Genomic DNA, 20,379 nt, shown 5'->3' with positions numbered 1-20,379 from the left:
TTCGTAACACTCTGGAATTCTATTAACGGAGTTGATGCCTGGTATAAAAACCCGTGGGTTTGGGTTATCGAATTCAGGCGGGTAACACCATGAAGCCCATCCTCGATATGTGCTGCGGCAGCCGGATGTTTATGCACGATAAGCAAGATCCGCGTGTGTTGTTCAGTGATATCAGAAAGGAAGAACATACTCTATGTGATGGCCGCCTGCTGGAAATTACACCGGATATCATTGCTGACTTTAAAAACCTGCCGTTCCCGGATGAAACATTTTACCAGGTACTGTTTGATCCGCCCCACCTCGTTCGGGTTGGTAAAAATAGTTGGATGTTTAAAAAATACGGCTCACTGGATAAGCACTCATGGCGTTCTGACCTTGCTGCCGGTTTCAGAGAAGCATTCAGGGTGTTGCGGCCACACGGCAGTTTAATTTTTAAGTGGAATGAAACACAGATCTGGGCGAGTCAGATTCTTGAGCTGACTGAATATAAACCTACCATTGTGCAGCGTGTCGGTAAGAACGATAAAACGCACTGGATGGTATTCTATAAGGATCCGCTATGAGTGAATCTGTTCCGGATATAGCCGCCCGCCTGACTTACACGCTGCAAGTGATGGAAGAAAGGCACGGGTCTAAAATGATGAGTCTGACGAACACTGTCGAGAACAACGCTAAAGAAGCATTACGCCAGTGCATTATGGTTCTTCACTCATATGACTATGAATTAAATAAATTACAAGGGGATAAGGATAGTGAATAAATTCAAACACCTGATGATTGACCTTGAAACTATGGGTAACAAACCAGATTCCGCCATTGTGGCTATTGCTGCAGTTCCGTTCGACATGGTTTCCGGTGTAACCGATGATGCGCTTTTTTATGAGGTGGTCGATCTGTGTAGTAGTGCCGGATTGGGCGGAAGTATCGACGCTGATACCGTGCTGTGGTGGCTGGGTCAGAGTGAGAATGCCAGGGGTGAAATTACTAACGCCATGAAAATGATTGATCTGCCTGTTGCCCTGACCAGACTTAATTCGTTTACCTTTGAGTTTTGTGAAGAACGTGTGCAGGTATGGGGTAACGGAAGTAATTTCGATAATGTGATCCTGCGATCAGCTTACGAAAACTGTGAGATAAATCCATTCTGGAGGTACTGGAATGACCGGGATGTACGCACCATTGTCGAACTTGGTCGCAATGCCGGCATCGACCCGAAAAAAGATTTCCCGTTTGTTGGTGAAGCACACAATGCACTAGATGATGCATTGCACCAGGTGAATTACGTGGTCGCAATCCACCTGCATTTATTAAAAAACTTCTAATCGTATACGGCGATGTGTGGAGAGAAAACTATGGCTATCGGAAAACTTATGAAAGCCAGCGCGTGGGCAAAAAGAGAATTTGAGACAGGATCAATACCCGATAACAGAACCGTCCGGCGCTGGATAGAAATCGGATCGCTGAAAGGCCGAATTGTTGACGGAACTATTCTTGTTCATTCATCTGAACGATGGGGGGTTGAGTCTGAGGTTTCCTCATGCGTAAGCGATCTGATTAAGGCTTCATAATATGGCACGACCTCGCAAGCGGGAATTCCGGCATCTGCCGGATTTCCTTTACTATGATAAATCAGCAAAATGTTACCGCTTCATACTTGTAAACGGTGTTCGTAAAAGTGTTGGTACTGACAAGGCAAAAGCTATAGCCGTTGCCCGTGAATACAACAATATTATGCGTCAGGAACGTGCAACCAGCGTTACCTCGCTGATCACTGACTCTGGCGGTGTTAATGGGGAATCACTACCACTCGCTGAACATTTTGAGCGGCTGTTCGAGCGGATTATTCGTGACGAACAACCATCTAAAAGCACCCTGTCTGACTGGATAAAAGATGCCGAACGTGTGAAAGAATTTTTTAAAGATATCCCGTCTGCCGAGATCACCCTGGAGCATGTGAACGGATTTATCGCTGAATACCATGCTGACGCATCAGCAAACGTTCAGAACCGGAAAGTCGGATTTTTGAAGAAGATTTTCAGTTACGCAATGGATGAATCGCTGATGCTGGATAACCCGGCAGAACGAAAAAAAATGAAGCGTGTCGACAGTAAACGCCGGCGGCGATTGTCGTATGATGATTTCCTGAAAATCAGAGCAGCTGCCGAACCCTGGCTGCGTACTGCTATGGACCTGGCTCTTCAGACAACACAGGCTCGGCTCGAAGTGTCCCGCATAAAATATAATATTAAGGAACCGAAGGAAAATACCTGCGGGTGCGTCTGGTTCCCTGAGGAAAGAAACGGGATTTTCGGGATGCTGTACATTCACCGGCAGAAGGTACAACACAAGGAAGCCGCCCACGTGGCAATACCTATCGGTAAAGTCATAAAAGAAATTATTGATAACAGCCGCGACAATGTTGCCAGTCCGTACATTGTTCACCGCGTTCCTGATCGGTTACCAAACAAAATAAGCCAGTATGTAAACCACCCCACACAGGTGGCACCCGATTATGTCAGTCGGGGATTCTCAAAAGTCAGAGATAAAGTGGGAGTTGGCGCACACCTTGAAGCAGATGAAAGACCAACTTTTCATGAGATCAGAGCGCTGGCCGCATTTATGTTTAAACAGCGTGGCTTTGATCCGCAGGCGAGGATGGCACACAGTGACGCAGAATCAACAAAGATTTATACCGAAAACCATGTCGATTGGATTGAAGTTCCACACTGTGAAATTGCATAAATAAGGGTGGTAAAACGAACCGTAAGTCTATGATTCGTATATAGCAAATATTGACAATAAAGCACTGTTTGTAAATACAGTAAAATCACTATTAGTCTATATATATCATGGGATTATGCGAAGCATAAACGGGGACATGGGGTGTCGGGGGTCGCAGGTTCAAATCCTGTCATGCCGACCAGTCTTTTTATAAGAAAACCAACCTGTTAGGGTTGGTTTTTTTGTGTCAGTCAAACAACCAGACACAAGTCTGATCTAATCTATTGGTCATATAATCTGTTATATGTTATTAATTCATAAAATAGCTTAATGCTGTAGATTAAATATATGGGGATGATATGCCTGGTGCCGTAAATGAAATAACAATCCATGACTGGCGTGATATTGAGGAAAAATACACAGGAAAAAGTTCATTACTGCTGGGGAATGGTGCCAGCATTGCATTTAGTACAAATTTTAATTACAGGTCTATCATCGAGTTTGCCCGTTCTAACGAATTATTGCATGAAGAAATAGAGCGATTATTTTCAGCATTTGATACCTCTGATTTTGAATTAGTACTCCGGTTACTCTGGCAATCCAACCATGTTAATCATGCACTAAACATTACCGACAATTCAACACATCGCATCTATACACACCTGAAAGACCGTTTAATCGAAATAGTACGGGCAATTCATCCTTCTTATCAAGACGCCGAACCTTATCTGTATAATGCCTTTCATTTTTCTAAAAAATTCCGGAAGGTAATTTCATTAAATTATGACTTAATATTATATTGGATAATAATGTATGGAAAAATGCTCAGTGACCGGCATAACATAAAAGACTGTTTTACCCGTGACGGTTTTTATTCTGACTGGAAAAAACTTTCTGTTCCTATCCGTAATGAAAGCTCTGTTACACTGGCATTTTACCCCCACGGAAATCTGGCATTATCCCGTAAGCTTAATGAGTCTGAAGCTAAAATATACTGCGAAGAATCGAACGACTTACTGAGTCAAATTGCTGGGGCGTGGGATCAGGAACGTTGCATCCCTTTATTTGTTTGTGAAGGCACAAAAGAACAAAAAAAGAGAAGTATCAACAACAGTCACTATCTGAGCGTCGTTTACAGAGAGGTATTACCTCATCTTGGTCCTAATTTAGTTATTTACGGCTGGTCAATGGGTGAACAGGATATGCATCTTCTGAAACAAATGGCGTTATATCGCGACCATTCAGTTGAAGGTATGAGAAATATCGCCGTATCGGTATACAATAATGATCTGGCCTACTGCGGGCATGTCATCGGAACTATACACAGTATATTTGACAGCAAAAAATGCACGATCGATTTTTTCCACAGTGACAGCCCGGGGTGCTGGATCTCATAGTATATAAAGAATTACTAATAACTATTTAAAATACTATGGTAGTAATTGTAGTAGCAAAAAAATAACTATCCCTATCGCAGGAATACTTACATATGGATTTGATAAAATACTACCACACTCAGAGATCATTGGTATCTTTTTATCCGTTTGGGATGGTTTTTCCGGATGGCCGATAAAATTTTTTGGCGTCAGTGGTGCCAGAGAAGCAACATATTCCCACTCAATTCTGAGAGTTTTCAGTTTATGTTTAAAATTATCGTATGATATTCATCACTGCTGATGGTGGCTATTGATTCCAGTTTTCGTCTCAGCTTGCCATAATTACCGGCGGTGATACGGTGTTCTGTTGCACGATCACTGAAACGGGAAAACGAGACAATCCCGGGAATAGCCGCGACTATAATGCTGAGAACTCCATAGACAAGTGTAAAAACATCAGAATCTTTGGCAAATTTAGATGAACTGTAAAATATAAAGCCAGTCACAATAGTTGATGACAATATCAGTGCGACTCCGATACGTGTATTAATAGTACCAAGACGTTCACACTGGCTGTAATGCCCTTTTTGTGCATTTTCCAGTTTCTCTTTCCAGTCCTGAAGCAATTTTTCTGTTTTTTCCGGATCAAATTTAATACTATCTTTTAGCATAGTAATTTCACTGGTTACACTGAAACATAATATAATTTCAACGATTATATCGTGTTATTTATTTTTCTCCAGAATAAATCAGGAAATATCTGCCGATGGTCCGTCCATATTCATTTTTTACAGGGGATGGCGGCCATCCCCCGTTACCATCACACCTTAAGCATTTTCACCGTTTCATCAATATCGATTTCATCTTCAGAGAAGATCAGAGTACTTCCGTGCTGTGTGGTAATCGCGAGTTTTCTGAGTGTACGCATTTCGGCCGGGCCGGCGGATTTTGGTTTGATGTTGTTCATCAGCACACCGACAGACAGCACCACATTCTCTTTATCAATCCCGGTATTCGCTTCTTCTTCGCTGTAGACCACAAAAGATTTGATAGCAGTCAGTTTAATACGCTCACCGGCGATGAAAATGTATTTACTTTCCGGCACCACTTTTACCGCGTAGGCTGACAGCCCTTTGTTATTCGTACCGGGTTCAAAGGTCACGGCAGCATTTTTCTTAATCAGGTCAGGATTGGCGACCTTAACCACGTGAAAATAACGGTTATCCCCATTCTCATCTTTGATAAACCCAAAGCCTTTATCTTCAAACCATGTTGTGATTGTTCCGTTCATCGCCGTTACCACCTGCTTAATCATCTGTTACTGAGTCATTACAGCGCGCAGTATAAAACACAATGCCCGTGCAGACCATGCCTTTGGATTAAGGCGTTATCGTGCAACACTCCGGGACCAGTGGATAAAAGAACAGATTATGGCAATATGTTCCGGTAGTCACGATTATATCACCCGCTGACGGAGATCATTTTGCTGAGATATTCCCTGCTTTTGCTTTTAATAACGATGTCTGCCGCACAGGCAAAAATTGATATTACGGCTATCGGACAGTGTAAATACAGCGGGCAGTTAACACCTGAAGATATCGCCGGGCAGCCCGGCAACGGTGAAATTCATCTTATTTACCGGACAGACACCACGGGAAGAGCCTATCCGGTAAAAATAACGAAAAATACCTGTGATGAAAGATGTAATGCCCGGGATGCTGTGCGTATTTTGCGGAAAGTAAGATGCCCGCCGGCTCCTCCCCGTTATAACCGCAGAATGATTATTAAATTCTACAGTGATACAGAAAAGCACAATGACAAATTTACACCCCGCAATCTGATGGTTTGATATTTATCTGCATCACCCGGGTACCGTCCGAAAAATAGTTATGCTGCAGCCCGGCGGGAAATGCCAGCTGCCATAACCGCATGATCGCCGAGTCCTGACAATATTTTGCTGTCAGGATGCCCTGCATTTTATTTATCGCCTGTTCTTCTCTGAACAATTCCGGCGGCAGACCGCTAACCTGATAATTCAGGATAATCACGTTATTCTCCCGGGTGACCTCAGTCAGAAGGGTGAAAGGGTCAAACCGGATCGGCAGTAACTGACTCTCATTTTTAATGATCATCGCCTGAAGTGCGTCGTATTCTTCCGGTGATTTTGTCTCTGCGGCTGTATCTGTCTGCGCGGCACAGAAAAAAGAAAGAGAAAAAAATAACATCCCTGCTTTGAAAATAGCTTTATTCAACATTGTCCTGTCCCTGTTAAAAATACATATCAAATAACATTTTGGTGCTGATCCCGGCAGAGACCAGGATAATCATCGGTTTTATTACTTTCAGCCCGGAACTCAGTACAACACCGGCGCCCAGCCGCGCACCTATTGCCTGTCCGGCAAACATCAGTAATCCCAGCGACCACATCATTTTACCGCCCGCGATAAAAAAGATAACCGACGAGGTATTGGAAGCCAGGTTCAGAAAATTAGAATGAATCTGCGCTTTATCGATCCGGTATCCTAACAGCAGCATATAACTGATGGTATAAAATGTCCCGGCGCCGGCACCCAAAAATCCGTCATAGAATCCGACACCGCCGCCGCAGATAAATGAAAACAGAAAAAAGGAAACACGCTGTTTTTCTTTGGATTTAGTGATGTCAGGCGCAAAAATAAAGTACAGCGTGACACCGATAATTAATCCCGGCAGTAATTTTTTCAGAAAAGTCGGATCAATAAACTGCACAAAAATCGTGCCGGATGCGGCACCGAAAAATGTCGCGATAAAAACCCATTTATTATTTTTTAAATCAATTCGTCCCTGACGCAAAAAATAGATACCGGATGTTAATGAACTGCCCAGTGCCTGCATCTTATTTGTTGCCAGTGCGTTAGCAGGCGGTAACCCGGAAATCAGCAGCGCGGTAATCGACAAAAAACCACCGCCGCCTGATACCACGTTGATAAATCCGGCGGCCACGGCGACAAAAAACATGACAATAAGAAATGTTATGCTCATGGAAAGACACTTTAAATGGCAGAGGTAATCAGTATATAAAAAGTACACATCCGAAAAAGTGATACCGCCCCTGCTGCCGGATATTTGGTATAATAAAATGTCATTTTTCTGAACAGGATACTGGTATGTTGCGCTATGGTATTCGCATTACGCATATTTTCCGGCACGCTTTTCACTCGCGTCCGCGTTTTATTATCTCCCTGCTGGTCGCGTTTGTGACTTTTTTTGCCCTGTTGCCCGGACAGAGTACACTGATGTGCCTGATCCTCAGCTGGAATGCCTTCTCCTGGGTATACCTGCTGTGTCTTTTTGAGCGGATCATTAATAAGAAAGTAAAAGATATCCGTAAGCTGACTAAAATTGAGGATGAAAGCGCCCGCATGGTGATGTTTTTCCTGCTGGCCGGGTGTTGTGTCAGTTTACTGGTGCTCTTTTTTGCCCTCGGCGGGCATGGTAATCTGACCGGTAATGATAAAGCTTTCCAGTATATTCTGACCGCATCCACATTAGTGTCCTCCTGGCTGTTATTACCGGCCGGATTTACCATGCACTATGCGCACCTTTATTACACCAACCCGCAACAGGAAAAACCATGGCTGTTATTTCCTGACAGACCGGCGGAACCCGGTTACTCTGATTTTATGTATTTTTCATTTACGATTGCCGTCGCCTCGCAGACTGCCGATGTGGAAATTGCGTCCTCCCCGATGCGCCGCGCCGTATTAATGCAATCCGTCGTCTCTTTTATTTTTAATATGGCGATACTGGGATTATGCATTAATATTTCTGCCGGTTTATTTTAAACGGAGTGGCTGATGGAAGCATTACTGACACAGTGGATTGCAGAATACGGCTATTGGGCAACCTTCTTCGGCACCATGATCGAAGGGGAAACCGCTGCATTTTTATCCGGCATTGCCGCACACCATCAGTTATTATCCTACCCGAAAGTGATGCTGGTGGCCGCCCTCGGCGGAATTATCAGTGACAATATTCTGTTTTTTACCGGTTATTTTGCCGGAAACCGGATCCTGCCCCGTATTCATAAACATACTGATAAAATAGCCCGCCTGCAGCAGATTATTCACCGCCGTGAAAGCCTGATTATTATCGGAATACGTTTCGCTTACGGATTAAGAACTATCGGCCCTGTTATTATCGGCGCCGCCGGTATTAATCCGCTGAAATTTTTTGTACTGAATATTCTCGGCGGGGCAATATGGGGAAGCGTTATTGTATCTGCGGGGTATTTTGTCAGCACGGCAATCCTTGCCCTGCCGCTGCATACTTATCTTGCCTGGTTCCTTATCATCGCGGCGGTTGCCGGTCTGTTTGTGCTGATAAGAAAGCATAAATTAACGCTGTAAACTGCGGAGCAAATCCGCCCGTCAGCTATTATTCCGGCTTGCGGGCGCTGAGCAGAAAGATCATCGGACGTTCTTTTTCTTCATCCAGTGCCGGATTGGCGGCAATCTGTGCCGCTGACGGCCCCCACTCATCGATGGCGGTAATTTCAAAACCGGCTGTGATCAGCGCATTTATCCAGGTGGATAATTTCCGGTGCTGCTTTTCCACGCCATCAGCAAACCAGTTGCTGATCCTGATGCCTTCCTGCTGATACTGATTGACCGGCCAGGCCTTATTGCCCGCACTGTCCGTACACCAGTTCTGAATGACAGGAGCCGTGTAGATCGGGTGTTCTGCGGAGAAAACCAGGCTGCCGCCCGGAACCAGTGCCTGAAACAGTGTGGCAAAGAGTGCCGGAATATCACGTATATAGTGCAGTGCCAGCGAGCTGTAAATCACATCGCTTTGTGCTGCCGGTAGCTGCAGTGTCTCAAGATCGGCACGCAGCCAGGTAATATCCGGATCTGCGGTCATCGATACGGCTTTCGCCAGCATTTTCTCTGACAGATCAAAACCGGTCACCCGGGCAGCACCCTGCTCTTTTGCCCGGCGGCAGAACCAGCCATACCCGCAACCCAGGTCGATCACTGATTTTCCGGCCAGAGGCGGCAGCAATGCCTGCATGGCGGCCCACTCCGGCGCGCCGTCCAGCCCTTGTGCTGAGCGGGGCAGTGTGGCATAACCGGCAAAAAAATCCGGATTATCATAAATATTCTGAGACATAACTTACTCCTTAAATAATGCGCAAATTATATCCATAGTTTACCGGTTTCCGCCACGATTCTGTTTTACAGGCATAAAAAAAAACCTCACCGGAGTGAGGTTTTTAAAATCTGTTACTGACAGCGGTGATTACAGAGCAACCACGTTAGCTGCAGCCGGGCCTTTCATACCATTTTCGATGGTGAAAGAAACCTGCTGGCCTTCTGCCAGAGATTTGAAGCTGTCGCTCTGGATTGCAGAAAAGTGAACGAACACGTCTTTGCTGCCGTCAGCAGGAGTGATAAAGCCAAAACCTTTATCATCGTTAAACCATTTTACAGTACCGGTAATTGTCGCGGACATATGAATTTCCTTTAAATTGATTTTGTTGCCATAAGGCATATAAGCGGTTTGATTACGTTTTTACTTATGGGAACTATCAGAAGGAATTCGCTATGAAGTGGTATCTTGGATAACGCTTGACGGAGAACAACTTAAAATCGGACTGACATAAATAGGTCTGTACTTCCAAACCAATGCCGATATTAAGCCATATATTTTGTTATCCGGCAAGCTCTTTTTGATTTACCTTAAAATACCACACCCGCCAAAGGCATCAGTCTGCCAGCCCCATATAGCCGTGGATGCCCATATAAAGCCCGACCAGCGCTATCAGTGCCGCCGAAAAATACGGCGCTTTTTTGGCGATATCGCCGAGCCCCTGCCAACGGCGGCTGACCTGACGCAGCCCCACTGCCGTCACCACACCAACAGTAACCAGTGTCAGTGCCAGTCCGATACTGAAACTGAGCACCATGGTTGCCCCGAGGGTAAAGGCTTTCAGTTGCAGACAAATCAGCAGAACGGTAATCGCCGCCGGACACGGAATTAATCCGCCGGTCAGGCCGAACAGCAGAACCTGGCTGTTGGTGGCTTTACCGCCTGTAAACCGGGTTTTGATTTCATGGGCATGCGCTCTGGCATGCGCATCCTGATATTCGCCACCATGATGGTCCTGATGATCATGGTGATGCTCTGCATGATAATGATGAGGGTCGTGATCATGGCTGTGGTGATGATCATGCTCATGATGATCACCGTGTGTATGGCTTTCCTGCTGCATTTCTGTCAGCCAGTTTTTTTCGCCGCGATATGTCCGCATAAACATCCAGAATGCGGTTGTCAGAATAATCACCGCCGACACCATCTGTAACCACGGCTCCACAGCCTCCGGCGTAAACCGGGCACTGATGTACATCCCGCCGAGGGCAATCAGCCAGACAATCAGGGTATGCGATAACGTTGCTGCCAGTCCCAGCATCACCGCCTGTCTGACCGTCCCTTTCACCGCGATAATAAAAGCTGCCATCATGGTTTTTGAGTGGCCCGGCTCCAGACCGTGCAGTGCTCCCAGAGCTATCGCCCCCGGGATAAAGAACCAGGCGTTCCCCTGCTGCAATAAAGAGGCAAAATCAGTCATGGTGTGCGGATCCTGTTTTCAGAATGAAGAAAGAATGACATCAGTATACTCCCCCCCAGTATAATTACACTACCTCTTTGTATCACGAAGATGCTACTATTTTGCCGTCACTTTCTTTTCACCTTATTTCACGGGGTTGCCATGTCACATACCATCAGGGACAGACAGAAACTTCAGAACCGCGCCAGTAAAATTCAGGGGCAGGTCAACTCACTGAAAAAAATGCTTGATGAACCGCATGAGTGCTCCGCTGTGCTGCAACAAATTGCCGCTATCCGGGGGGCGGTAAACGGACTGATGCGGGAAGTGATTAAAGGCCATCTGATTGAACATGTGGTTCATGAGGAAGATGAGGAAAAACGTCAGGGTGATCTGGATATTGTCCTGAAGGTACTGGATTCCTATATTAAATAATCTGAAAAAATAAGGGTGATGTTTTATTTGCATCACCGCAGATAACTTACGTTAAAATTAATAGTTAAATTCTTTTATTATTGTCCTGTCGCCATCAAAAATAACACTCAGCGTTATATCCTGACACTGCCCGTTATGACTGTATTTTTTTATTTTCAGCAAACAGGTTAATAAATCGCCTCCGCAGACCGCCGGGGTTAATTTAACCCGCCGGCCCTTCTTAACTGCCCTGTCCAGAATATAAGCCGGCACATAACGATTACGCTCTGCCATAGCACGGACCGCCAGTGGCGAATATCTGATTTTTTTTGTATTGTGCTGAATAATGCTGCTTTTCAGTGCCTGAATAACCGGCATATCCCGTAATGTGCTGCCGCTGCTGACAGACCGGGTTGAACCATAACGCATCAGCAGCGATATTCGTCCGTCCGGTTCCGCCACTATACCGCTGACCAGCAGTAAATCCAGTGGTTCAGATAATGCTGATTCCGGCGCAAGTGTGCATACCCCCTGAGAATACCCATTAATATCATATATATGATAGATATCACCCATACCATACAGGTAACCGATGCACAATCCGGCAGAGCCATCAATCACTGGCTTCACACCTTCCGGCATGACGAATCCGGCCTGTATGGCAAAAAATTCGCCCTCATTGAGAGGGGACTTAAAGCTGCAGTATTGCCCGGATATTTCATCAAAATTATTCATTGACATACCCTTATAAAAATAACAATGCCTGATATTAATGCTATAAAAACCGGCTTTTTATTTTTGTTTTAAATAAATACAGTGATAACATTTGTCGGCTACCAATGACAATTCTGACTATGTTGTCTGACAATATAAAAACACTGCTGTTACAGATACCAAATAATAGCTGACAACAAACAGTCGTATTATTAATTAGGATTAATCCTTTACGTTGTTTAATTCCCTGCGACAAGGTTTCAGCCGGGTGGAGAAAACAGCCGGTCCCGGCCTCATCATCGATTATTGTCAGCGGCGTATTCCTGCCTGCATGACTGATGGACACTGATGCTCACGTCGTGCTGCCGTGATCGGAAGGCGCTGTACAGCGCCTGGTTTGCATGATATTGATTACGTGAATATTAAAATAAAAATACCGGGAATGTCACCATGCAAGCCGCCACCCGTTCCACTATTGCTCTGCTCGCTTCCTCATTCTTAATTACTATCGGGCGGGGTGCCACCATCCCGTTTATGGCGATTTACCTCAGCCGTCAGTATGATATGGCGGTGGATCAGGTCGGAGTGGCACTGACCGTCGCGCTGACAACCGGTGTGCTGTTCAGTCTCGGTTTCGGTATTATTGCTGATAAATTTGATAAAAAGCGCTATATGCTGATAGCAATTGTGGTTTATATCGCCGGATTCATTGCCATTCCGCTGACTCACAATATCGCGCTGGTTGTTGTCTTCTTTTCACTGATTAACTGCGCCTACTCGGTTTTTGCCACGGTACTGAAAGCCTATTTTGCTGATACGCTGCCACCGGCGCGCAAAACCAAAGTCTTTTCCCTGAACTACACCTTCGTCAATATGGGCTGGACCGTCGGGCCGCCGATCGGTACCGGGCTGCTGATGTACAGTGCGGATCTGCCGTTCTGGCTGGCGGCCTGTACTGCCTCATTCCCGATATTCTTTATTCAGCGTTTTGTCCGCAGCGTGCCGCCTTCCGCTTCCGGCAGCAACAGTACCGCCTGGCAGCCTTCTGTCATGCTGCATGATAAAGCTCTGCTCTGGTTTACATTATCCGCCTTTCTCGGATCACTGGTGTTCGGTTCATTTTCCGCCTGTATTTCCCAGTATGTCCTGACGGTGGCAGATACCACGCTGGCAGAAAAAGTAATTGGTGTGGTGCTGCCGGTCAATGCCGCCGTAGTGGTTTCACTGCAATATATGGTCGGCCGCCGGATCAGCACAGACAATCTGCAAAAGCTGATGACACTCGGCACACTCTTTTTTATGGCCGGACTGGCCGGATTTATGATGTCAGGCAGTAATCTTGTGTTCTGGGGAATTGCCGCATTTGTCTTTACTCTCGGTGAACTCATTTATGCACCGGGTGAATATATGCTGATCGACAACATTGCGCCGGACGGCATGAAATCCAGCTACTTTTCCGCCCAATCCCTCGGCTGGCTCGGCGGTGCCTTTAACCCGATGATGACCGGCGGTGTGCTGACCTATTTTCCGCCAAATACCCTGTGGCTGCTGCTGATTGGTGTTTCCGCCTGTGCCTGGTTATGTATGATGCACGGTCTGCGGATAAGCAGGAATAAATTAATTAATTGATTCAAATATTATTAGTTAATAATGTTTCCAACTTTGATACGGTGATTTTCTGCAACTCCTTTATCCTCCCTCTCAGTGTTTAATTTTATTTAACTAACCATGGGGGGATTATATGTCAGAAAATACACCAATAACGTCTGAGGAAGAAACAACAGTACTCCGTATAATGGATCTCGCAATGAGTTTTACTCTGCCCGGATGTTTGCGTACTGCCGCGCAACTGCATCTTGCTGACCTTCTTGCAGAAGGTCCCCGTTCTGTTGATTGGCTGTCTGAACAGACAAAAACACATTCTGCATTACTGCATAAAGTATTACGGATGCTGGTTGCTAATGGTATTTTCAGTGCTGTTGATGATCATAATTATGCCATAAATGCTGAAGCAGAATTTCTCAAATCAGATCATCCTTACTCCCAACGCCACACTATCCTTATGCTGACGGATGAAACATTATGGAAACCGGTTGGTCAGGTTACAGATGCCATTCAGGGCAATCCGCCTTTTGAGAGTTATTATGGTGAATCATTCTATGAGTACTGGGAAAAAAATACACGAAGCGATTACAACTTCCCGTCCGGCATGTCGGCGTTATCTGAAGTGGAAAACCATTTTGTTATGGCGACCTACGAGTTTCCTGAAAACAGCCGGGTAATCGATATAGCCGGAGGGCTCGGCGGGTTGCTGCTGCGTATTTTACGGGCAAACTCTTCGCTTCACGGTATCCTGTTTGATCATGAACATATTCTGCCGCAAAACCGATTACCGGAACTGAATGATGACCGCCGCTGGCAGACAGTTGCCGGTGATCTGTTCGGTAACATACCGGAAGCAGATATTTATATTCTGAAACATATTCTCCATAACTGGCGGGATGAATGCGCGCTCGACATACTGAAAAACTGCCGGAAGTCTATGCGGAATGACAGTAAACTTCTTATCATTGAGTCAATTATCTATCCGGCTGATAAACCGGACTCCCGTTATGCGATGGATATTATCTGCCTGACTGCTTTCCCTGAAGCAGGTGAACGAACCATCCCTGAATTTGAAACATTGCTGGCAAAAGCCGGACTGAAAATAAATAAACTGATCCCGACAGGTTGCTATGTTTCCATCCTGGAAGCCGTTGCGGCCTGATCTTTGAGCCGGCACAGTGCGTCCCCGGGCGTACTGTGCCATTGTAAAAGTCCTTATGTCAGCTGCTGATTGGTGTTTCCGCCTGCGCCTGGTTATGTATGATGCGCGGCCTGAAGATCAGCCGAAACAGGCTTATTCACCGCTGAATACTTGACTCACTTATCATTAATTAATAATACTTCAGATTTCTATGCGGTAATTTTCTGCCACTACGCTATCCTTTACCTTATTATTTAATTTAATTTAATTTAATTAATGAGGTTTTTTTATGTCAAAAAGATGTATCAATGACGCATGATGAAGAGACAACAGCACTGCGTATAATGGATCTCGCAATGAGTTTTACTCTGCCCGGATGTTTGCGTACCGCCGCGCAACTGTATCTTGCTGACCTTATTGCAGAAGGGCCCCGTTCTGTTGATTGGTTGTCTGAACAGACAAAAACACATTCTGCATTACTGCATAAAGTATTACGGATGCTGGTTGCGAATGGTATTTTCAGTGCTGTTGATGATCATAATTACGCCATAAATTCTGAAGCAGAATTTCTCAAATCAGATCATCCTTACTCCCAACGCCACACTATTCTTATGCTGACGGATGAAACATTATGGAAACCGGTTGGTCAGGTTACAGATGCCATTCAGGGCAATCCGCCTTTTGAGAGTTATTATGGTGAATCCTTCTATGAGTACTGGGAAAAAAATACACGAAGCGATTACAACTTCCCGTCCGGAATGTCCGCATTGTCTGAAATTGAAAACCATTTTGTTGTGAATACCTATAAGTTCCCGGAAAACAGCCGTGTGATAGATATCGCCGGCGGACTGGGCGGATTACTGCTGCGTATCCTGCGGGCAAACCCGTCACTTCACGGTATCCTGCTTGATCGGGAACATGTACTGCAGCAGAGCCGTTTGGGTGACCTGAATGATAATTCACGCTGGCAGGCAGTCTCTGGTGACCTGTTCGGCACACTGCCGGAAGCTGATATTTATATACTGAAAAACATCATGCAGGACTGGCGGGATGAACGTGCACTTGTCATACTGAAAAACTGCCGTGAATCTATGCGCGAAGACAGTAAGCTTCTTATTATTGAACCGGTTATCTACCCGGTTGATAAAACAGATTCCCGTTATGCGATGGATATCCTCTGCCTGACTGCTTTCCCTGAAGCAGGTGAACGAACCATTCCTGAATTTGAAACATTGCTGGCAAAAGCCGGACTGAAAATAAATAAACTGATCCCGACAGGTTGCTATGTTTCCATCCTGGAAGTCGTTGCGGCCTGATCTTTGAGCCGGCACAGTGCGTCCCCGGGCGTACTGTGCCATTGTAAAAGTCCTTATGTCAGCTGCTGATTGGTGTTTCCGCCTGCGCCTGGTTATGTATAATGCGCGGCCTGAAGATCAGCTGAAACAGGCTTATTCACCGCTGAATACTTGACTCACTTATCATTAATTAATAATACTTCAGATTTCTATGCGGTAATTTTCTGATACCGGGCTACCCTCCCTGTATTGTTTAATTTTATTAAACATACAGAGTGCCATATACCGCAGCAGGCACTCTGACCAGCCCTGTTATTTCATGTCTGAAAGGAGTTACCGCTATGTCTTATACTGAACCTGATTTGATGAGTCCGGCAGAAGAGCAATCCGTCATCCGTATCCTGAACGCTACCCTGGGGCTGGCACTGCCCGGCTGTTTGCGGGTTGCGGCAGAACTGAATATTGCCGACCATCTGGCTGGCGGCCCGCTCTCTGTCACCACACTGGCAGAGCGTACCGGCTCAGATCCGGATAATCTGCGCCGCATTCTGCGGATGCTGGCACTGAACGGTATTTTTACCGGTACGGATGATGATGGTTACCGGCTTTCTCCTGATGCGGAGTTTCTCCGCCGCGATCACCCCTGCTCACAGCGGGATGCGGTTCTGACACTGACAGACAATACTTACTGGTCAACCATTGGTCAGCTTAATGAATCAGTCCGCGGCGAACTGAACTTCAAAAAACTGTTCGGTAAAACCTTCTATGAATATCAGGCCACCAAACCCAACCGTGATGACAGCTATAATTTTCCGTCCGGGATGTCCGCTCTGTCGGAGATGGAAAACTATTTTGTCACCCGCGCTTATGACTTTCCGTCATCGTGCCATATTGCCGATATCGGCGGCGGGGAAGGCTCGCTGCTGCTGCGGATTTTGCGCAGTGACCCGACACTGACCGCCACCCTGTTTGACAGCCCGCATGTGGTGTCGGACAAATACCTGTCTCAGCTGGGTGACGATTCCCGCTGGTCGCTCGACGGCGGTGATTTCTTTAAATCCGTGCCGCAGGCGGATATGTATCTGCTGAAAAAAGTTATTTTTAACCAGGATGATACCAACGCCCTCGCCGTACTGAAAAACTGCCGCAACGCCATGAAACCGGACAGCAAACTGCTGATCATCGAATCCGTTGTGCATCCGGAAACCAATCCGGCGGCGCATTACGGTATGGGGATCCTCTGTATGGCTATCCTGCCCGGCGGCGGTGAACGGACAATACCGGAGTTTGGGGCTCTGCTGGCTGAAGCGGGACTGAAAATAAACCGCCTCATCCCGACAGAATGCTATATCTCTGTACTTGAAGTGGTTGCGGCCTGATCTTTGATCCGGCACAGTGCGTCCCCGGGCGTACTGTGTCATTGTAAAAGTCCTTATGTCATCTGCGGAGCAGGAAGCACCGGTGAGAATATTATTGATTTTGCCGTTTGACAGGACTTACCGCTACCGGAAAAGCGCGTTTTCCGTGGCGATCAGTTACGCCCCGCTGACCCTTATCACCCTTGCCGCCCTGGTTCCCCCGCATCTGAATGCAGAACTGACCCTCTGTGATGAAGGGGTTTCCCCGCCGGTCACCGCCGGCGATTTTGATCTGGTGGTCATTACCGCCACTGCCTCCTCTTCCCCCCGCGCCTATGCGCTTTGCCGTTACTGGCGCGAACGCGGTGCAAGAACCGCAATGGGCGGTGCGCACGTCACCCTGCAGCCGGATGAAGCTGCGCAGCATGCTGATACCGTGCTAATAGGTGCCGGTGAATTCATCTGGCCGCAATTTCTGCAGGATATGGCTGACGGGCAGCCGCAGCCGCGTTATCAGCACCGCCCTGAGCGCGGCTTTCTGCCGATGCCGGTGCCGCGCCGTGATCTGCTTCCGCCCCGCGCCTATATGAATATCGCCACTATTATTGCTGACCGGGGCTGTCCGCTCGCCTGTGAATTTTGCTCTGTACAGCATCAGTGGGGACGCAAAGGCACTGCACGTCCGGTGGCGGAGGTGATTGACGAGATAAAACAGAGCGGCAGACAGCGCTGGATATTCCTCGACCCTAATCTGTACGCTGACCGGCAATACAGTCTGGAACTGTTCCGGGCACTGATCCCGCTGAAAATCCGCTGGTCGGGACTGGCGACACTCAATGTGACCGATGACGACGAGGTTTTCCGGGCCCTGTGTGACAGCGGCTGTGAAGGGCTGCTTATCGGGCTGGAAAACCTCAGTCAGCAGACCATGACGGCCACCGGCAAGAATTGTAACCAGGTCAGCGAATACCGCCGTCAGATCAGGCGGCTGCGCGATAACCGGATTGCCGCACTCGGCTGTTTTGTGCTCGGGTTTGATGAAGACACCCCGGAGAGCATCCGCGATACGATACAGCAGATCCCCTCTCTCGGGCTCGATCTGGTGCGTTTTTCCGTTCTCACCCCGCTGCCGGGCACACGCCTGTGGCAGCGGATGGCGGAAAACGGCCGCTTAATCACACAAGACCTCAGCCTGTATGACAATGAACATGTGGTTTTTCAGCCGCAAAATATGTCACCGGAAACCCTGCAATCCTTATTGCACGAGGCCTGGCGGGAAACATACCGTCTCCCGGCCATTCTGCGCCGGGTATTGCACCGCCCGGGCAGCCGCTTTATCCGCCTGGCGGCCAATCTCGGCTTCCGGTTGTATGCCCGCCGGTTGCGCCACGAAAAAACCGGTCTGTTCAACCCGGAGATAGTGACGAATAACACAAGGAAAACAGACTGATGCGTCTTTTACTCAACAGTATGCTGCTGATTTTTTCGATGACTGCCGCAGCGGCCTGTTTATGGGGAGTGAGCCATCTCGCCTGGTATTATGCGCTGCCTGCCCTGATTGGTTTTATGCTGATCAACAACATGCCGTTTGCCATTCTGCATGAAGCGGTACACGGCGTGGCCGCCCGTTCTGCCGCCGGTAACCGCGCCATCGGGATTATTGCCGCATGGGCATTTCCGACTTCCTTTACCCTGCAACGCCGCGCACACCTGAATCACCACAAAAACAACCGGACAGATAAAGAACTGTATGATTATTACCTGCCAGATCAGCCGCGCTGGCTGCGTAATATCTGGATGTACGGCGGTAATCTGCTCGGGTTGTACTATTTTTGCGTACTGCTCGGCAATCTGATCTGGTTTATTGCGCCGGGAGTGTACCGTTCACGGGTGTTTGTCACCAAAATCGCCCCGGCGCTGGGCTTCGGGTCGCAGGTGCCGGAGCTGGCAAAACTGCCGCCGCTGACCATCTGGTGTGAACTGCTCGGTGCATTTCTCTGGCAGGCACTGCTGTTTAAGGGGCTGGATTTGAGTGTGGCAGGTTATCTGCTCTGTCTGTGGGCCTTTGCACTGCACTGGTCAGCTCTGCAATATGCGGATCACGCCTGGAGCCGCCGCGATGTGATGAACGGCGCGTGGAACCTGAAAGTGCTGCCGGTCTCCCGCTGGCTGGCACTGAATTATCATTGTCATCTCGCACACCACCAGCACCCGCAGGCACCGTGGTATAAACTGCCGTCGCTGGTGGATGACCAGCCGCGCCCGACCTTCTGGCGTGTCTATTTCACCATGTGGCGCTATGGTGTGCGCCCTGCACCGCAGATGGGAGCGGCGGCGGATCTGGATTTTCTGTTTCCGCCGAAAGAATAAACTATTTTCATTATTTTATTAATCAATCTGCCGGTTAAGTACAACGGTGATAACGGGCAGAATAACGAAAAGCATCCGTGCCATGGATGGCGCGGCTGAGCTTACAGGGATGTATTTACAGCGTCTTTTCGTTTTGCCCGTTATCAGCCGCCTCCGGTTCCGCAAAGAAACGCCGGTTTTATTTTTTATCTGTTGTCATTTCCGGTTTTACCGCACTTCTCCGGCGGAACAGCACAATACCGGCCAGCAGGCCAATCACCAGCCCCCCCGCCCCGTACATCATGCCCTGTAAGGCATTGCGGGTTTCATTCAGCAGCGGGTTATCCGTGAAATCGGTGCCGATATGAATGGTGCGGATTTTCCAGGCACCGTCCTCAAGCGCAACCGTTGCTGTCCAGCGGGTCGGAAAATCGTAGGTACGACCGTCACTGAGCTGATATTTTTCCATCCCTTTACCGTAGGCGACACCCCAGGTTTTATCCGGGGATAATTCTGTCACCACATCAGCGTTAAAACTGATGTTCAGTTTTTTCAGGAATTTGTCCGGCCCGAACCAGGATTCAAAATACGGTTTTATTGCTGCTTTGCCGGAGATAAACTCCTGGGTGATGGGCGTGGCACGCAGATTCTCACTCATCACCGGCAGCATTTTGTCATAATTACCGCTGTTGATAGCATTTTCCACGGTACCGATCACCTGCCGGAGTTCATCGTGGATAGCACTGTCCTCTTCACCCGGCTGCGCGAAAACCGAAAAACTGAATATCATTAACGCACTGATAATTATCCTTTTCAT

General features: G+C 47.4%; 25 protein-coding genes. 16 read left to right on the top strand and 9 right to left on the bottom strand.

Going from position 1 to position 20,379, the window contains the following annotated elements:
- Positions 1 to 125 precede the first annotated feature (125 nt).
- The 6 genes from U868_RS0108665 to U868_RS24490 all read left to right on the top strand — a co-directional run bounded on the left by U868_RS0108665 (position 126) and on the right by U868_RS24490 (position 4,118).
- A complete protein-coding gene (locus tag U868_RS0108665) occupies positions 126 to 563 on the top strand; it encodes a class I SAM-dependent methyltransferase (RefSeq protein WP_240182699.1) in 438 nt (145 codons plus the stop codon).
- Positions 560 to 760 carry a hypothetical protein gene (locus U868_RS0108660; RefSeq protein WP_025152948.1) on the top strand — a complete coding sequence of 67 codons (201 nt, stop codon included), beginning with the start codon at positions 560 to 562 and terminating at the stop codon, positions 758 to 760. The genes U868_RS0108665 and U868_RS0108660 overlap by 4 nt, the downstream gene beginning before the upstream one ends.
- Positions 761 to 773: 13 nt before the next feature.
- A complete protein-coding gene (locus U868_RS0108655; RefSeq protein WP_029990911.1) occupies positions 774 to 1,322 on the top strand; it encodes a 3'-5' exonuclease in 549 nt (182 codons plus the stop codon).
- A gap of 36 nt (positions 1,323 to 1,358) precedes the next feature.
- A complete protein-coding gene (locus U868_RS25920; protein WP_225310064.1) occupies positions 1,359 to 1,568 on the top strand; it encodes a hypothetical protein in 210 nt (69 codons plus the stop codon).
- Between the two features lies 1 nt (position 1,569).
- On the top strand, positions 1,570 to 2,742 hold the full coding sequence (locus U868_RS0108650) for a phage integrase SAM-like domain-containing protein (protein WP_025152946.1): 1,173 nt from the start codon (positions 1,570 to 1,572) through the stop codon (positions 2,740 to 2,742).
- A 338-nt stretch (positions 2,743 to 3,080) separates the two neighbouring features.
- The gene (locus tag U868_RS24490; protein ID WP_080694335.1) at positions 3,081 to 4,118 is read left to right on the top strand and encodes a DUF4917 family protein; all 1,038 of its coding nucleotides are present in this window, start codon (positions 3,081 to 3,083) and stop codon (positions 4,116 to 4,118) included.
- A gap of 236 nt (positions 4,119 to 4,354) precedes the next feature.
- Here the strand turns inward: U868_RS24490 and U868_RS0108640 are convergent, their stop codons facing one another.
- The gene (locus U868_RS0108640) at positions 4,355 to 4,768 is read right to left on the bottom strand and encodes an SLATT domain-containing protein (RefSeq protein WP_025152944.1); all 414 of its coding nucleotides are present in this window, start codon (positions 4,766 to 4,768) and stop codon (positions 4,355 to 4,357) included.
- Positions 4,769 to 4,917: 149 nt separating this feature from the next.
- On the bottom strand, positions 4,918 to 5,388 hold the full coding sequence (locus U868_RS0108635; RefSeq protein ID WP_025152943.1) for a cold-shock protein: 471 nt from the start codon (positions 5,386 to 5,388) through the stop codon (positions 4,918 to 4,920).
- A 192-nt stretch (positions 5,389 to 5,580) separates the two neighbouring features.
- Between U868_RS0108635 and U868_RS0108630 the strand changes: the two genes are divergently transcribed.
- Positions 5,581 to 5,946: a hypothetical protein gene (locus U868_RS0108630; protein WP_162817220.1), complete on the top strand. Its 366-nt coding sequence runs from the start codon at positions 5,581 to 5,583 to the stop codon at positions 5,944 to 5,946.
- On the opposite strand, the gene U868_RS0108625 is transcribed toward U868_RS0108630, so the two are convergent.
- Positions 5,921 to 6,352 (bottom strand): hypothetical protein, encoded by a 432-nt coding sequence (locus U868_RS0108625; RefSeq protein WP_025152941.1) that lies wholly within the window; start codon positions 6,350 to 6,352, stop codon positions 5,921 to 5,923. The genes U868_RS0108630 and U868_RS0108625 overlap by 26 nt on opposite strands.
- A 13-nt stretch (positions 6,353 to 6,365) precedes the next feature.
- Complete coding sequence (locus U868_RS0108620) at positions 6,366 to 7,118, bottom strand: TSUP family transporter (protein WP_029990909.1); 753 nt, start codon at positions 7,116 to 7,118, stop codon at positions 6,366 to 6,368.
- Positions 7,119 to 7,243: 125 nt separating this feature from the next.
- On the opposite strand from U868_RS0108620, the gene U868_RS0108615 reads away from it, so the two are divergent.
- Together U868_RS0108615 and U868_RS0108610 are read left to right on the top strand one after the other, a co-directional pair.
- Positions 7,244 to 7,921: a DUF1345 domain-containing protein gene (locus tag U868_RS0108615; protein WP_025152939.1), complete on the top strand. Its 678-nt coding sequence runs from the start codon at positions 7,244 to 7,246 to the stop codon at positions 7,919 to 7,921.
- 12 nt (positions 7,922 to 7,933) lie between these two features.
- The gene (locus tag U868_RS0108610; RefSeq protein ID WP_025152938.1) at positions 7,934 to 8,485 is read left to right on the top strand and encodes a DedA family protein; all 552 of its coding nucleotides are present in this window, start codon (positions 7,934 to 7,936) and stop codon (positions 8,483 to 8,485) included.
- A gap of 28 nt (positions 8,486 to 8,513) precedes the next feature.
- Here U868_RS0108610 and U868_RS0108605 read toward each other — a convergent pair whose 3' ends face one another.
- The 3 genes from U868_RS0108605 to U868_RS0108595 all read right to left on the bottom strand — a co-directional run bounded on the left by U868_RS0108605 (position 8,514) and on the right by U868_RS0108595 (position 10,707).
- A complete protein-coding gene (locus U868_RS0108605; protein ID WP_025152937.1) occupies positions 8,514 to 9,248 on the bottom strand; it encodes a class I SAM-dependent methyltransferase in 735 nt (244 codons plus the stop codon).
- 129 nt (positions 9,249 to 9,377) lie between these two features.
- Complete coding sequence (cspE, locus tag U868_RS0108600; protein WP_004240684.1) at positions 9,378 to 9,590, bottom strand: transcription antiterminator/RNA stability regulator CspE; 213 nt, start codon at positions 9,588 to 9,590, stop codon at positions 9,378 to 9,380.
- Positions 9,591 to 9,843: 253 nt separating this feature from the next.
- Complete coding sequence (locus tag U868_RS0108595) at positions 9,844 to 10,707, bottom strand: nickel/cobalt efflux transporter (protein ID WP_025152936.1); 864 nt, start codon at positions 10,705 to 10,707, stop codon at positions 9,844 to 9,846.
- Positions 10,708 to 10,848: 141 nt separating this feature from the next.
- Here U868_RS0108595 and rcnR point away from each other — a divergent pair, with 141 nt between their 5' ends.
- On the top strand, positions 10,849 to 11,121 hold the full coding sequence (rcnR, locus tag U868_RS0108590; protein WP_004238006.1) for a Ni(II)/Co(II)-binding transcriptional repressor RcnR: 273 nt from the start codon (positions 10,849 to 10,851) through the stop codon (positions 11,119 to 11,121).
- Positions 11,122 to 11,178: 57 nt separating this feature from the next.
- Here the strand turns inward: rcnR and U868_RS0108585 are convergent, their stop codons facing one another.
- Complete coding sequence (locus U868_RS0108585) at positions 11,179 to 11,835, bottom strand: MoaD/ThiS family protein (RefSeq protein ID WP_025152935.1); 657 nt, start codon at positions 11,833 to 11,835, stop codon at positions 11,179 to 11,181.
- A 429-nt stretch (positions 11,836 to 12,264) separates the two neighbouring features.
- Here U868_RS0108585 and ydeE point away from each other — a divergent pair, with 429 nt between their 5' ends.
- From ydeE to U868_RS0108545, 6 genes are all read left to right on the top strand, one after another.
- Complete coding sequence (ydeE, locus tag U868_RS0108580; RefSeq protein WP_025152934.1) at positions 12,265 to 13,443, top strand: efflux MFS transporter YdeE; 1,179 nt, start codon at positions 12,265 to 12,267, stop codon at positions 13,441 to 13,443.
- A 112-nt stretch (positions 13,444 to 13,555) separates the two neighbouring features.
- Entirely contained in the window at positions 13,556 to 14,581 is a 1,026-nt protein-coding gene (locus U868_RS0108575; protein WP_025152933.1) for a methyltransferase, read from the top strand.
- Positions 14,582 to 14,868: 287 nt separating this feature from the next.
- On the top strand, positions 14,869 to 15,876 hold the full coding sequence (locus U868_RS0108565) for a methyltransferase (RefSeq protein ID WP_025152932.1): 1,008 nt from the start codon (positions 14,869 to 14,871) through the stop codon (positions 15,874 to 15,876).
- Positions 15,877 to 16,196: 320 nt separating this feature from the next.
- Positions 16,197 to 17,234, top strand: a complete 1,038-nt coding sequence (locus U868_RS0108555; protein ID WP_025152931.1) for a methyltransferase — start codon at positions 16,197 to 16,199, stop codon at positions 17,232 to 17,234.
- Between the two features lie 82 nt (positions 17,235 to 17,316).
- A complete protein-coding gene (locus U868_RS0108550; protein ID WP_240182694.1) occupies positions 17,317 to 18,663 on the top strand; it encodes a B12-binding domain-containing radical SAM protein in 1,347 nt (448 codons plus the stop codon).
- Positions 18,663 to 19,583 (top strand): fatty acid desaturase family protein, encoded by a 921-nt coding sequence (locus U868_RS0108545; protein ID WP_025152929.1) that lies wholly within the window; start codon positions 18,663 to 18,665, stop codon positions 19,581 to 19,583. Before U868_RS0108550 ends, U868_RS0108545 begins: the two co-directional genes overlap by 1 nt.
- A gap of 178 nt (positions 19,584 to 19,761) precedes the next feature.
- On the opposite strand, the gene U868_RS0108540 is transcribed toward U868_RS0108545, so the two are convergent.
- Positions 19,762 to 20,379, bottom strand: coding sequence for a YybH family protein (locus tag U868_RS0108540; RefSeq protein ID WP_025152928.1), 618 nt, complete (start codon positions 20,377 to 20,379; stop codon positions 19,762 to 19,764).

Source organism: Morganella morganii H1r (assembly GCF_000633515.1).
GTDB classification, from domain to species: domain Bacteria; phylum Pseudomonadota; class Gammaproteobacteria; order Enterobacterales; family Enterobacteriaceae; genus Morganella; species Morganella morganii_B.
The sequence above is the reverse complement of the archived record's forward strand: the minus strand, read 5'-3'. Positions and strand labels throughout refer to the sequence as shown.